Annotated in this window: 16 protein-coding genes; 1 reads left to right on the top strand and 15 read right to left on the bottom strand. The window is 60.7% G+C overall.

The genetic code is table 11. The annotated features are described in order from the left end of the window. The first annotated feature begins 577 nt into the window (after window positions 1-577). Window positions 578-1,645, top strand: a complete 1,068-nt coding sequence (locus tag FW800_RS06050) for a hypothetical protein (RefSeq protein ID WP_446437219.1) — start codon at window positions 578-580, stop codon at window positions 1,643-1,645. A 73-nt stretch (window positions 1,646-1,718) separates the two neighbouring features. On the opposite strand, the gene flhB is transcribed toward FW800_RS06050, so the two are convergent. The 15 genes from flhB to fliH all read right to left on the bottom strand — a co-directional run bounded on the left by flhB (window position 1,719) and on the right by fliH (window position 13,831). Further along, entirely contained in the window at window positions 1,719-2,855 is a 1,137-nt protein-coding gene (flhB, locus tag FW800_RS06055; RefSeq protein ID WP_057700898.1) for a flagellar biosynthesis protein FlhB, read from the bottom strand. Window positions 2,856-2,858: 3 nt separating this feature from the next. Further along, complete coding sequence (fliR, locus tag FW800_RS06060) at window positions 2,859-3,644, bottom strand: flagellar biosynthetic protein FliR (RefSeq protein ID WP_005790062.1); 786 nt, start codon at window positions 3,642-3,644, stop codon at window positions 2,859-2,861. A gap of 4 nt (window positions 3,645-3,648) precedes the next feature. Next, the gene (gene fliQ / locus FW800_RS06065; RefSeq protein WP_003192936.1) at window positions 3,649-3,918 is read right to left on the bottom strand and encodes a flagellar biosynthesis protein FliQ; all 270 of its coding nucleotides are present in this window, start codon (window positions 3,916-3,918) and stop codon (window positions 3,649-3,651) included. A gap of 4 nt (window positions 3,919-3,922) precedes the next feature. Then, window positions 3,923-4,666 carry a flagellar type III secretion system pore protein FliP gene (gene fliP, locus FW800_RS06070; protein WP_446437220.1) on the bottom strand — a complete coding sequence of 248 codons (744 nt, stop codon included), beginning with the start codon at window positions 4,664-4,666 and terminating at the stop codon, window positions 3,923-3,925. Further along, window positions 4,666-5,100 carry a flagellar biosynthetic protein FliO gene (gene fliO / locus FW800_RS06075; protein ID WP_446437221.1) on the bottom strand — a complete coding sequence of 145 codons (435 nt, stop codon included), beginning with the start codon at window positions 5,098-5,100 and terminating at the stop codon, window positions 4,666-4,668. The genes fliP and fliO overlap by 1 nt, the downstream gene beginning before the upstream one ends. 1 nt (window position 5,101) lies before the next feature. Then, on the bottom strand, window positions 5,102-5,569 hold the full coding sequence (fliN, locus tag FW800_RS06080; protein WP_005790067.1) for a flagellar motor switch protein FliN: 468 nt from the start codon (window positions 5,567-5,569) through the stop codon (window positions 5,102-5,104). A gap of 43 nt (window positions 5,570-5,612) precedes the next feature. Continuing rightward, complete coding sequence (gene fliM, locus FW800_RS06085) at window positions 5,613-6,581, bottom strand: flagellar motor switch protein FliM (RefSeq protein ID WP_005790068.1); 969 nt, start codon at window positions 6,579-6,581, stop codon at window positions 5,613-5,615. 9 nt (window positions 6,582-6,590) lie between these two features. Continuing rightward, window positions 6,591-7,094: a flagellar basal body-associated protein FliL gene (gene fliL, locus FW800_RS06090; protein ID WP_005790069.1), complete on the bottom strand. Its 504-nt coding sequence runs from the start codon at window positions 7,092-7,094 to the stop codon at window positions 6,591-6,593. Between the two features lie 210 nt (window positions 7,095-7,304). Then, window positions 7,305-8,603: a flagellar hook-length control protein FliK gene (locus FW800_RS06095; protein ID WP_446437222.1), complete on the bottom strand. Its 1,299-nt coding sequence runs from the start codon at window positions 8,601-8,603 to the stop codon at window positions 7,305-7,307. Between the two features lie 69 nt (window positions 8,604-8,672). Further along, window positions 8,673-9,029 carry an Hpt domain-containing protein gene (locus FW800_RS06100; RefSeq protein ID WP_032880065.1) on the bottom strand — a complete coding sequence of 119 codons (357 nt, stop codon included), beginning with the start codon at window positions 9,027-9,029 and terminating at the stop codon, window positions 8,673-8,675. A gap of 30 nt (window positions 9,030-9,059) precedes the next feature. Continuing rightward, complete coding sequence (locus tag FW800_RS06105) at window positions 9,060-10,778, bottom strand: SpoIIE family protein phosphatase (protein ID WP_446437223.1); 1,719 nt, start codon at window positions 10,776-10,778, stop codon at window positions 9,060-9,062. After that, window positions 10,775-11,080 carry an STAS domain-containing protein gene (locus tag FW800_RS06110; RefSeq protein ID WP_032880063.1) on the bottom strand — a complete coding sequence of 102 codons (306 nt, stop codon included), beginning with the start codon at window positions 11,078-11,080 and terminating at the stop codon, window positions 10,775-10,777. Before FW800_RS06110 ends, FW800_RS06105 begins: the two co-directional genes overlap by 4 nt. Before the next feature lie 185 nt (window positions 11,081-11,265). Then, the gene (gene fliJ, locus FW800_RS06115) at window positions 11,266-11,715 is read right to left on the bottom strand and encodes a flagellar export protein FliJ (RefSeq protein WP_005790077.1); all 450 of its coding nucleotides are present in this window, start codon (window positions 11,713-11,715) and stop codon (window positions 11,266-11,268) included. A 3-nt stretch (window positions 11,716-11,718) separates the two neighbouring features. Beyond that, window positions 11,719-13,077, bottom strand: a complete 1,359-nt coding sequence (fliI, locus tag FW800_RS06120) for a flagellar protein export ATPase FliI (protein WP_194438866.1) — start codon at window positions 13,075-13,077, stop codon at window positions 11,719-11,721. Then, complete coding sequence (gene fliH / locus FW800_RS06125) at window positions 13,067-13,831, bottom strand: flagellar assembly protein FliH (protein WP_032880062.1); 765 nt, start codon at window positions 13,829-13,831, stop codon at window positions 13,067-13,069. The genes fliI and fliH overlap by 11 nt, the downstream gene beginning before the upstream one ends. Window positions 13,832-13,833: the final 2 nt, after the last annotated feature.

Genomic DNA, 13,833 nt, shown 5'->3' on the forward strand with positions numbered 1-13,833 from the left:
GTTTACTACATACGCGCAGTGCATGGAGGGTAATAAAACAGCGGGCAGCGCCCTTTGGCTACTGTCAAAGTTGACAGGTAGACGCGGGCTTCCAGTGAGTGTAGGTATGGCAATGTTGCGGATCATGCATCCCCTGACTTTTTGCGTTTGCGGGGTTTGCGCTGCTTGGCAGGCGCTTGCGGGGGTTCGGCGCATTTGACATTCGTCGATTGGACGGCAACCGCATTGCCATCGCGATCCCGAGCAATAAAACCAATGCCCTTGACCGCATCGAACCACCTGACCGTGCCCCTATCCATCACCGCCTCCCGAGCCGCGCATGGCTGCGCGCCTCATAGCTGTATCAAACAGTGAAGGCCGCGGAATGGCTACTGTCAAAGTTGACAGGTAAGACCGGGTTGAGCTGTGAGGCATGAGGATAGGTATTTTGACGTTTCCCAACCGCGCTAGCGGGCTCAAGGCTAAAAATTGTATGGAACCGCTACGACATTTTTTGTCACTCAACCCGCTGAGCGACTAGCTCTTTAAAGTCCGTCTCTCTGGGGTGGATGAGTGATGAAAAACTAGCGGAGAAATTATGGGTATTGACTCAGTAACACCTCAGTCCTTTTCCAGCAGCTTTAACCCACCGACAGAAACAACGTCTTCTCCTGCTGAACGCGCTTGGGCGACACCACCGTCGACTGGCGAAACTAAATTGATGCCGGACCTGAAAAACACACTATTCGAGATTTTAGGTAATGAGGTGAGTTCACCTGCGGACTTCGATAAGTTGATCGAAAAACTCAAGGTGATGCCGAAAAAAGATCTGCAAGCCTATCTACAGCGCTTTGAATCAACCCTGTCTCCTGAACGCTTCAAACGCCTGCAGGACGATATCAATTTGGTAAGGGGGGGCTGGACATCAGACCCGCGCGGAATTCCAGGGGATGGCGGCAGCAATGTCCAAGGGGTCGACATGAGTCTTTACCCAGCGGGCGAGGTCATGAGTGACAAGCCCCTGATGAAGGCCGATAGCTTCTACCGCTATCATCCCGATCGGTCTGAACCCGGCAAAAAGCCACAGAATATCTGGACTGGTTTCAGTCAAGGCTATGAAGGCAACTGCGTTATTACTTCCTGGATAAAGGCGGCAATGCTGCATTTTGGTCAAAAACCTACGGATGTATTTAAGGAGGTAACGGAAGTCGCTGACGGCTATAAAGTGACCATGCGCGATGGTTTCCAGCTGTTCCTGTCAAAAAGCGAGTTGCAGTTCGCCGCTCGCAACTCAGGATTTAAAGGCGATGATCCGGAGATGCTCAAAGACGCTAACTTTATGTACGCGGTGGCGGCCAAGCGAGCACAAATCGAGAATAACGATGGTCGTGCCAGTCAAAGTTACGCCCATGGCGTGAAAAGCCTTAACGATGGGGATGCTCCCTGGGAAGGGTACGAGCTACTTGGGTTGACGAATCATGTCAAGCCTGCATCCCTTGAGGATTTGGAAACACCGGGTGAAATCGGGGTTACTACCGGGCCACGCCACGCCTTTGCAGTAGTGGATAACCGTATGGAGCTATTCGGCACCCGCGGTGAAAATCCAGCACCCTCGCCTTTGCAACTTGTGTTTGTGTTCAAGAATGAAGAGTCAAAGGGCTCGTAAGTCATGCTCTTCGGACCACACAGAGCTGCGCGCCACCTGTTATGTCGCATAGCGGATACAGATGCCGCTACGCTCAGGAATCCCGACGCAAATCCGGCGGTATCGGCAAATCCTTGAGCGGATCAGGCCGCTTGCCCTTGCCGGCGCGGTATTGGCGGATTTGGTAAACGTAGGCCAGTACCTGTGCAACGGCCAGGTACAACCCGGCAGGGATTTCCTGGTCGAGGTCGGTGGAATAGAAAATCGAGCGCGCCAGCGCCGGCGATTCCAGCAGCAGAATGTCGTTGGCCACGGCGATTTCGCGGATTTTCAGGGCGGTGAAGTCGCTGCCCTTGGCCAACAGCATCGGTGCGCCACCCTTCTCCGGGTCGTACTTGAGGGCCACGGCGTAGTGGGTCGGGTTGGTGATGATCACGTCGGCGTCGGGTACCGAAGCCATCATCTTGCGCTGGGACATTTCGCGCTGCAGCTGGCGAATGCGTTGCTTGACCTCGGGCCGGCCTTCCTGATCCTTGTGTTCGTCACGCACTTCCTGCTTGGTCATCAGCAGTTTCTTGTGGCTTTCCCACAGCTGGATCGGCGCATCCACGGCGGCGATCAGAATCAGCCCGAGGGCCATCCACAGCGCGCTCCAGCCCACCACCTGCACGCTGTGGATGATCGCCGACTCCAGCGGCTCATGGGCGATACGCAACAAGTCGTCGATGTCGGACGACAACACCGCCAACGCCACGAACAGAATCAGGAAAAACTTGGCCAGGGCCTTGAGCAATTCAATCAGGGCCTTGGCGGAGAACATGCGCTTGAGCCCAGCGCCCGGGTTCATGCGGCTGAACTTGGGCGCCATGCTGCCCGCGGCAAACAACCAGCCGCCGAGGGCAACGGGGCCGATCAGCGCGGCGAGCAGCAAGGTGATCAAGATCGGTTGCACCGCCAATAGGGCGATTTTGCCTGAGTGCAGCAGGTACTGGCCCATGGCGTCGGGGTTGAGCAACACTTCGCGAGGCAAGCTGAAGTTGTGTTTCATCATCTCCAGCAAGTCCAGCGCCAGGCCCCCGCCGTAGATCAGCAAGGCACCGGCACCGGCGATCATGGTGGCAAAGGTGTTGAGCTCTTTGGAGCGTGCAATCTCGCCCTTTTCCCTGGAGTCCTTTTTACGTTTCTCCGTGGGGTCTTCTGTTTTGTCCTGACCACTCTCGCTTTCGGCCATGGCTCAGCGCGCCCGTGCCAGATCACGTAAGAACTGCAGGGCATCGGTGGCCAGCGGTTGATACTGATTGAGAATGTCGGCCAGGCCGACCCAGAAAATCCCCATGCCCAACACCAGGGTCAGCGGGAAACCAATCGAGAAGATGTTCAGTTGCGGCGCCGCACGGGTCATCACGCCAAACGCGATATTGACCACCAGCAGCGCCGTGATCGCCGGCAACACCAGCAACAGCGCCGCGCCGAGTACCCAACCGAGGCGCCCCACCAGTTCCCAGAAGTGGTTGACCACCAAGCCTGCGCCCACCGGCAAGGTGGTGAAACTCTCGGTCAGCACCTCGAACGCCACCAGGTGACCGTTCATGGCCAGGAACAGCAAGGTCACCAACATGGTCAGAAATTGCCCGATCACTGCCGCCGACACGCCGTTGGTGGGGTCGACCATGGAGGCGAAGCCCATGCCCATCTGGATCGAGATGATTTGCCCGGCCACCACAAAAGCTTGGAAGAACAAGGTCAGGGAAAACCCCAGCATGGCGCCGATCAGGATCTGTTCGGCGATCAACAGCAAGGCGCTGAGGTCCAGCGCGTTGACCGGCGGCATCGGTGGCAGGCCCGGCACGATCACCACGGTGATCGCCACGGCAAAGTACAAACGCACGCGACGCGGAACCAGGGTGGTGCCGAACACCGGCATGGCCATCAACATCGCAGTGACGCGGAACAACGGCAGGATGAACGAGGCCACCCAGGTGCTGATCTGGGTGTCGGTCAACGCCAGCAAGGACTGCATTGGCTCAGCCGATCAACTGCGGAATACTGCCGTACAACTGCAGGATGTATTCCATGAAGGTTTGCACCAGCCACGGGCCGGCGACGATCAGGGTCACCAGCATCACCAGCAGGCGCGGCAGAAAGCTCAGGGTTTGTTCGTTGATCTGGGTGGCCGCCTGGAACATCGCCACCAGCAGGCCGACCAACAGGCTCGGCACCACCAGCACGGCGACCATCAGGGTGGTCAGCCACAGCGCTTCGCGGAACAGGTCGACGGCGACTTCTGGGGTCATGGCCCTATATCCCTCCGAAACTGCCGGCCAGGGTGCCAATAATCAGCGCCCAGCCGTCCACCAGCACAAACAGCATGATCTTGAACGGTAACGAGATGATCAACGGCGACAGCATCATCATACCCATGGCCATCAGCACGCTCGCCACCACCAGGTCGATGATCAAAAACGGGATAAAGATCATGAAGCCGATCTGGAACGCGGTCTTCAATTCGGAGGTGACGAAGGCCGGCACCAGAATGGTCAAGGGTGCCTGGTCCGGGGTGGCGATGTCGGTACGCTTGGACAGGCGCATGAACAGCTCAAGGTCGCTGGAGCGGGTTTGCGACAACATGAAGTCCTTGATCGGGCCCTGGGCTTTGTCGATGGCGTCCTGGGCGTTGAGTTTTTCCGCGAGGTAGGGTTGCAGGGCTTGCTGGTTCACCTTGTCGAACACCGGCGCCATGATGAACAGCGTCAGGAACAAGGCCATGCCGGTGAGGATCTGGTTCGACGGCGTCTGTTGCAGGCCCAGGGCCTGGCGCAGGATCGAGAACACGATGATGATCCGCGTGAAGCTGGTCATCAACATCACGAAGGCCGGGATAAAACTCAGCGCGGTCATGATCAGCAGGATCTGCAAACTGACCGAATATTCCTGCGCGCCGACCGCGTTGGTACCCAGGGTGATCGCCGGGATCGACAACGGGTCGGCGCCCAGGGCCAGCGGCGCAGCCAGCAACAGCATGAGCGTCAGCAAAACGCGCATTACTTCTTATCCTTCTGATCCTTGCCCAGCAACTCCATCAGGCGCTGGGCGAATTCTGGTGTGGCAGTCTCGGTCTTGGCCGCGTCCACCGGGGTCTTGAGTACATGCAGCGGGGTGATGCGCCCGGGCGTGATGCCAAGCAGGATCTGCTCCTCGCCGACTTGCACCAGCACCAGCCGATCACGCGGGCCGAGGGCGCGCGAGCCGACCAGCTCGATCACCTGGCCATTGCCCGGGCCGATGCGCTGTACGCGGCGCATCAGCCAGGCCAGCACAAAGATCAAGCCGATCACCAGCAACAGGCCCAGCACCAGCTGCGTCAATTGCCCGCCGACGCTGCCGACCACCGGTGCCGCAGCCGCTTGCGCGACCGGCTCCACCGCCCGGGCGCTCAATGGCAGCGCCAGAAACAGTCCCGCCATCGAGTACTTCATCTCAGCGCAACTTCTTGATGCGTTCGCTCGGGCTGATCACGTCCGTCAGGCGGATGCCGAACTTCTCATTGACCACCACCACTTCGCCGTGGGCGATCAGCGTGCCGTTGACCAGCACGTCCAGTGGCTCACCGGCCAGGCGGTCCAACTCGATCACCGAGCCTTGGTTGAGTTGCAGCAAGTTGCGGATATTGATTTCGGTGCTGCCCACTTCCATGGAAATCGACACGGGGATGTCAAGAATCACATCCAGGTTCGGACCGTCGAGGGTCACCGGCTCGTTGTTCTTCGGCACGCTGCCAAATTCTTCCATCGGCAGGCGCTTGCCGGCAGGCGCAGTGGCTGCGTCGGCGGCCAGCAGTGCGTCGATGTCGTCCTGGCCGACATCGCCGGTTTCTTCCAGGGCCGCGGCCCACTCGTCAGCCAGGGCCTGGTCTTCGGCGGAAGTGTTTTCGTGTTCGGTAGCCATTACATGTCCTCGGCGCAGCAAACAATCATGAATTAGGGTTGAATCAGCGTCGGTTGATCGGCTCAACCACTTGCAACGCCAGGTTGCCTTTGTGGGAACCGAGCTTGACCTTGAACGACGGCACGCCATTGGCGCGCATGATCAGTTCTTCCGGCAGGTCGACAGGGATCACATCCCCGGGCTGCATGTGCAAAATATCGCGCAGGCGCAACTGCCGACGGGCCACGGTGGCGCTCAGGGGCACGTCGACGTCCAGCAGGTCTTCGCGCAGGGCCTTGACCCAGCGCTCGTCCTGGTCGTCGAGGTCGGACTGGAAACCGGCGTCGAGCATTTCGCGCACCGGCTCGATCATCGAGTACGGCATGGTCACGTGCAGGTCACCGCCACCGCCATCGAGCTCGATGTGGAAAGTCGACACCACAATCGCCTCGCTGGGGCCGACGATGTTGGCCATGGCCGGGTTCACTTCCGAGTTGATGTACTCGAAATTGACTTCCATGATCGCTTGCCAGGCTTCCTTCAAGTCGATGAAGGCTTGCTCCAGCACCATGCGCACGACACGCAGTTCGGTGGGGGTGAATTCACGCCCTTCGATCTTGGCGTGACGGCCGTCGCCGCCGAAGAAGTTGTCCACCAGCTTGAACACCAGTTTGGCGTCGAGGATGAACAGCGCGGTGCCGCGCAGCGGCTTGATCTTGACCAGGTTGAGGCTGGTGGGCACGTACAGCGAGTGCACGTATTCACCGAACTTCATCACCTGCACGCCGCCCACCGCCACGTCCGCCGAACGGCGCAGCATGTTGAACATGCTGATACGGGTGTAGCGGGCGAAACGTTCATTGATCATTTCCAGGGTCGGCATACGTCCACGGACGATACGATCCTGGCTGGTCAGGTCATAACTTTTGACGCTGCCGGGTTCGGCAGCCATTTCGGTCTGTACCAGACCATCGTCCACGCCGTGCAACAGCGCGTCGATTTCATCCTGGGACAGCAGGTCTTGCACGGCCATGTCGTGATCCTACTGCAATACGAAGTTAGTGAAGAGCGCCTGCTCGACCACGACTTTGCCTAGCTCTTTCTGGGCCACTTCCTGCACGCTGGCAGTGACCTTCTGGCGTAGCATTTCCTGGCCGACCGGGGTGGCCAGGCTGTCGAAGGCCTGCCCGGAGAACAGCATCACCAGGTTGTTGCGGATCACCGGCATATGCACCTTGAGGGCATCCAGGTCCGCCTGGTTGCGCGCCAGCAAGGTAATACTCACCTGCAGGTAGCGCTGACGACCGTTGACGTTGTAATTGGCAACAAATGCCGGGAGCATCTGCTCAAAGATTGCCGGTTGCTTGACGTTGGTGGCGGCGTCGGCGGCGGGTGCCGGCTTGCTTGCACTGCTGTGCATGATGTACCAGGTACCGCCAATCGAGGCACCGATGGCCAGGAGCAGGCCCAGCACAATCAACAGGATCAGCTTGAGCTTGCCTTTGCCTGCTGCGGGGGGAGTTGCTGCGTCGTCGCTCTTCGCCATGCCAATAATCCGTCACTATTCGGGGATTCATAGATCTACGGGAAGGCAAGAGCAAGTGTTATGCCAGAGTTGTCTGGCGCGAAGGCAACCCAAATCAAATGTGGGAGCTGGCTTGCCTGCGATGGCGGTGGGTCAGTTCACATATGTGTCACTGATACACCGCCATCGCAGGCAAGCCAGCTCCCACACTGACCGGGTTTGGACAGGAAGTCAGGCGTAGTAGTCGACCGCGCTGGAGCCGATCACGCTCTGGCTCACGGGCCCCGCCACTTCGGCCACGTCCACAGGGCCACCAGCGTCGCCGCTGTCAGCACGCCTGCCGCTGCCGCTCACCCCCCGCGCCTGGCCCTGCTGTTGCTGCTGGTCCTGCCCACGGGACTGGTCGGACACATTCACATCCACCTGCCCCATCCCCTGCTGGGCAAACATCTCACGCAAGCGGCCAGACTGGCTTTCCAGCGCTTCACGCACCACCGCATGGCCGCTCATGAAATTGACCTGGGCCTGCTGGTCCGCCGTCATGTTGACCTTGATATCCAGACGTCCCAGCTCAGCCGGCTGCAACTGGATCTCGGCAGACTTGAGGTTGGCGCTGGAGAGGTACATCACGCGGTTGACGACCTCTTCGGTCCAGCCGCTCTGGTGCATGGCCAGCGGTGCATTGGCAACCGGCGGCAAGGCGTTGGCGGTTTTGGGCGTGGCGGCCTGGGTCAGCGCGGCGAGGCGGTTGGCGAAATCGTCCACGCGGGTGTCGCTGCTGGCGTTCCTGAGGTCCTTGAGGCCGTCATCGATCAACGCGCCAAACGCCTTGTCGCCACCCTGATCGGTGCTGTCCTTGGTGGCTTGCTGGTCGACCATCGTGGCCAGGCCAGCGGCAAAGCTCTGCGCGGCGGTCGGTTGATCCGTAGGGCCGGCTGCGCTTTTCTGCGGCGTCTGGCTGCTGGCCGACACATGACCGCCCTGCTCCATCGCCAGGCGTACGGCCGGCATCGCATCCAGGGGATCAGCCTGCGGGTCGAAGGCCTCCTCGACCACAGCGACCACCGGCTGGGCCTTGGCGTCCTCGTCAACCGCCGACACTTGTACAGGCACCGCCACCGGCGTCGCGGCGGCGATTACCGCAGGGTCGACAACAGGGTCTACCGCAGGTGACTGCGCCAGAACTGGATCGCTGGGTTTATCGCCCTCGGTGCCGGCGCTGTCATCGGGCTTGGCCGACGGCTTGGCAGGCAAGGGATTGCCGCTATCGGCAACCGCCGGCGTGCTGGCGGCAGGCTTGTCGCTGCCGGCAGCCGGTTTGGCGCCGGTATCGGAAGGCTTGTCACGCGTGACTTTGTTAGGGGTGTCGTCGCCCTTCAGCGTCGGCTTGGCGCCCTGGTTGGCAAACACTTGAGCAAAGCCTGCGCCCTTGTCTCGCGGGGCCGCAACCGCTACCGGCGGGTTAGCGGCAGGCGCTGACGGCTTGGCCGCAGGGGCAGCCTGAAGGAGCGAATTGGGGGCGACTGGCATGGGTAAGGTTCTCCACTGCATGGGGTCGGGGATGCAGTCTGTGGAGATAGAGCAAGAGTCGGGCCAGGTTTAGCGCGATGATTCAGAAACTGAACGTTGGCGCTCCGACTCATACAGCGGCCGGACCAACGCGAACTCATGATCGATCTGGTCAACCAATTCGCCCAGATCCGATGATGGCTTGACGGACTCAGCCTCCAGGCGCTGACACAGCTGCGCCAGCCGCACCGCCCCAAGGTGGCCACTGCTGCCTTTGAAACTGTGCGCAATCTGTCCCAATGCCTTGGCATCGTCGCGCGCGTCGCGCAGCGCTTCGATGCGCTTTTGCGAGTCATCGAGGAAGGTGTCGAGCAGTTTGGGATACTCACCCTCCATGACGTCCTGCAAACCCGACAACACGTCGGGGTCCAGATGAATCTCAGCCACTTGCTCGCTCCTTGATCAAGAATCAGCGGATTATGCCAGAGCTTCCCAGCAAAACTCCACGCAGACACGGCGCCCGCCCTCGGACCAGCGTACAGCGCTGCTCAGTTGACGCACCAGGTTCAGCCCTCGGCCAGACAGACGGTCAATTTCCAAGGGCCGCGCCAGCTCCTGTTCGACATCAAAACCCGGCCCGCTGTCTTCGATGCACAGGGTCATCTTGCCGCCCTTGTCGGTCGGTACCACCTGCACATCCACGCGCACGTAGCCACTGCTCAGCTGCGCCAGACGCTCATTGCGCTGATGATAATACTGCGCAAAACCTTGCGCATCGCGCTTGAGCCGTGAGTCCAGGCCCAGCACACCATGTTCCAGGGCATTGGAATACAACTCCGCCATCACGCTGTACAGCGCGCCGCTCTGCTCGCGCAACCCATGGATCTCCAGCAGCAGTTGCAGCAGGTACGGCAGCGGGTTGTAGCGCTGCAGCGTCTGGGCGCGAAACTCAAAACCCACCGACCAATCCAGCGGGCACGACTGGCCGCTGTCGGCATACATCGGCTCGGCCACTCGCAGCGCCTGGCCGGAGAGCAAAGTGATCTCGACCATGCTGACGTCATCGCGCGCCAGCCCCCGAAACGTAGCCAGGGCGTGCTCGATATCCTCAAACAGGCGGTCAGGCTCGCGGTTGGCAGCGAACACCTGTTGCAACCGCTCGGCGCCGAACAGTTGATCATTGGCGTCAGCCGTATCCAGCACGCCATCGGAGAGCAGAAACACCCGGTCGCCCAAGGCCATGGGCCAGACCTCGGTGCTGTCATCAAAGCTTTCCGCCGACAGCACGCCCAGGGGCAGATGCCGCGACATCAGCGGCGTGCGCTTGCCAGTGGCGACTTCATGCACATAGCCTTCGGGCATACCGCCGTTCCACACCTCGACCGCACGCCGCTGGGCGCTCAGGCACAACAAGGTGGCGCAACAGAACATGTCCACCGGCAGGATGCGCTTGAGCTTGGCGTTCATCTCCCGCAAGGTCTGCGTAAGGCCGTAGCCCTTGGCGGTCATGCCGTAGAACACTTCGGCCAACGGCATGGCGCCAATGGCGGCCGGCAAGCCATGGCCGGTGAAATCGCCGAGCAGCACGTGCATGTCACCGGACGGCGTGTAAGCCGCCAGCAGCAAATCACCGTTGAACAAGGCATAGGGCGATTGCAGGTAGCGGATATTGGGTGCGGCATTGATACAGCCGGAGTGGGCAACCTTGTCGAACACCGCCTTGGCTGCCCGCTGCTCATGCATCAGGTGCTCGTGGTGCCTGGCGATCAGGTCGCGTTGTTGCAAGACCGTGGCCTGCAGGCGGCGCAGGCGATCCATGGCGTTGATCTTCGCCGCCAATATCAGGGGGTTGTAAGGTTTGGGCAAGAAGTCATCGCCGCCGGCGTCCAGGCATTGGGCCAGCGCTTCGCTTTCGCGCAGGGAGGTGAGGAAGATGATCGGCACCAGCGCCTCCCCCGCCAACTGCTTGATCTGCCGGGCGGCTTCAAAGCCGTCCATCACCGGCATCAGCGCATCCATCAGCACCAGTTGCGGGCACTCATGACGGAAGATCTCCACCGCCTCGGCGCCGTTGCTGGCAGTCAGCACCTGATGGCCCTGGCGACGGATGATGGTCGACAGCAACAGCCGATCGGCGGCACTGTCTTCGGCGATCAGGATAGTCAGCGCCTCAAGGACCGGGGCCAAGGCGCTCAACTGATATCGAACAGTTTGTCGAAGTTGGAGATGGCGAGGATCTTGCGCACGTCGGGGTTGCTATTAACCACGCGAATATCGGACGTATCGCCACCCGTGTGGTCACGCAGCAACAAGAGCATGCCCAGGGCCGAACTGTCCATGTAGGTGGTCCCCCTCAAGTCCACCACAACAGTCTCCGGCTTGGGGTAAACATGCTCGTAGACATTGCGAAAGTCTTGGTGGCTGCCGAAATCGAACCGGCCCTTGATTGCGATCGTCAACTTCTTCCCATCCAGGGATACATCGGACTCGATTGACATGTGACTGCTTCCTTGTCATTGGCACTGTGCAACAAGGTTTAGCAGGCGAACCGGATCTGAGCAACACATCGAATCAAATGTGGGAGGGGGCTTGCTCCCGATGGCGATGTGTCAGCAATGGATTTGCTGGCTGACACACCGCTATCGGGAGCAAGCCCCCTCCCACATTTATCCTGCGTCGTTAGTTAGAATTGTTCCTGGCGGGGCAGGCGTTGGGACAATTCATCAAGCAGCTTTTGCTCGCGCTTATCTTCAATCGCCCGCGCTTCGTCGATATAGCGCTGCACCAGCTTGCGCAAACCTTCCACGCGGGCAAACGCCTGCTGCCAGCTTTCCCGGGCTTTATCGAGGTTGTTCTGGTGCCAGGCCAGGCTCTGGCGCTGTTGGCCGACGGCTGTTTCAAGCTGATTGAGAAAGCCCTGATAACCCATCAACCACTGGCCCGACACGCCCTTGCTGCCGCGCTCGATCCACTGTTGTTGGTATTCCAGGCGAAAGCGCTCCAGGTCGCCCAGCTTGCTCTCTGCCAGGCGCACCTGGCCTTGAAAGTAACCCAGGCGTTGCACGGCGGTTTTCTCGGCCTTTTCGGCCATTTCCACCACCGGGGCCAGGCGCGCGGCGCGGCTGTTGGCCATGGCTTAACCGCCTGGCGCGGGGGCGAAGATGGACTGCAGATGCGCTTCGCTTTCGCCCATGCTGATCTTGTCATTGAGGCCCTGGCGCAGGTAGTTCACCAGCTGTGGTTGCAAGGCAATGGCCAGGTCGGTGTCGCGATCGCCGCCGGCCACATAGGCGCCGACGCTGATCAGGTCGCGGCTCTGCTGGTAACGCGACCACAGTTGCTTGAACTGCTGCGCACGGGCCATATGCTCAGGGGTGACCACCGCCGGCATCACCCGGCTGATGGACGCTTCGATGTCGATGGCCGGGTAGTGCCCTTCTTCTGCCAGGCGTCGCGACAGCACAATGTGGCCGTCGAGCACGCCCCGCGCCGAGTCGGCAATCGGATCTTGCTGGTCGTCGCCTTCGGACAACACGGTATAAAACGCAGTGATCGAGCCACCGCCGGCCTCGGCATTACCGGCGCGCTCCACCAGTTTGGGCAGTTTGGCGAACACCGACGGCGGATAGCCTTTGGTGGCCGGCGGCTCACCAATGGCCAAGGCGATTTCCCGCTGGGCCTGGGCGAAACGCGTGAGCGAATCCATCAGCAGCAGCACATTCTTGCCCTTGTCTCGGAAATACTCGGCGATGCGTGTGCAGTACATGGCTGCGCGCAGGCGCATCAGTGGCGCATCGTCCGCAGGCGACGCTACCACCACCGAGCGCTTGAGCCCTTCTTCACCGAGACTGTGCTCGATGAACTCCTTGACCTCACGGCCCCGCTCACCGATCAGCCCGACCACGATGATGTCGGCCTCGGTAAAGCGCGTCATCATGCCCAGCAACACCGACTTACCCACGCCGGTACCGGCGAACAGGCCCAGGCGCTGGCCGCGGCCGACCGTCAATAAACCGTTGATGCTGCGAATGCCCACGTCCAGCGGCACGCTGATGGGGTTGCGGTTGAGCGGGTTGATGGTGGGGCCGTCCATCGGCACCCAGTCTTCGGCCTTCATGCCGCCCTTGCCATCCAGCGCACGCCCGGCGCCGTCGAGTACGCGGCCGAGCATACTCATGCCCATGGGCAGGCGGCCAGTGTCGGCCAGCGGTACCACGCGAGCACCCGGGGCGATACCGGCCAGGCTGCCCACCGGCATCAGGAAAATCTTGCTGCCGGAAAAGCCCATCACTTCCGCTTCGACCTGCACCGGGTGGTAGCTGTCGTCATTGATCACCAGGCAACGGCTGCCCATGGCAGCGCGCAAGCCCTCGGCTTCAAGGGTCAGGCCGACCATGCGCAACAAGCGCCCTTCAAGGATCGGCTGGCCGGGCAATTCGGTTGCCTCGGCGTAGCTGCTCAGGCGCTTGGCAAAGCTGGTGCGATCAAGGCGCATCGGGAGCGTCCAGGTCAACGCTCACGTCAGGCGCTGCCGGATGCAGGGCTTGCTCATGCAGTTGATCCAACAATTTGGCCATGATCTGGCTGATGCGGGTTTCCACCGTGGCATCGATGCGGCTGTGTTCGGTTTCGACACGGCACCCACCGGGTTGCAACGAGGCGTCCTCGACGATGCGCCAGGTTTCTTCATGGCGCTCGCGCAAGGCTTTGACCTGCTCGAAATCCTGGGGGTTGATGTACAGCCGCACATTGCCGACGCCCAAGGGCAGCAACTTGAGGGCTTCACGCATCACGCTTTCGATCTGGCTGGAGTCCAGCACCAGTTCACGCTGGATCACCTGGCGGGCAATGTGCTGCACCAGGTCGACCATGGATTTTTCCAGTTGGGTGTCCTGCTCGGCAATCGGGTCGAACAGGTTGCCCATCAGGCGTTCCAGGCTGGCCAGCTGGGTGCCCAGCGCTGCCTCGGCTTCCTGGCGGACCTTGAGGGTGGTGCTGCGAAAACCGTCTTTCTCGCCCGCCGCAAAGCCTTCGTTGTAGGCTTCCTGGCGGATGGCTTCAAGTTCTTCGAGGGTCAGTGGCTGGACTTCATCCAGCGGCACTTCTTCCATTTCCACCGGAAGCTCTTCGACCGGCTCAGGCTCGGGCTCCGGCACATGGGGGTCGAAGCTGGGCAACGACCAGATGTCGAACCCGCCGACATCCCGCGCGCGAATCAGATCGCTGGGCGTCTCATCTTTGTTCGACATGC

It is taken from the genome of Pseudomonas sp. 910_23, from assembly GCF_052850795.1.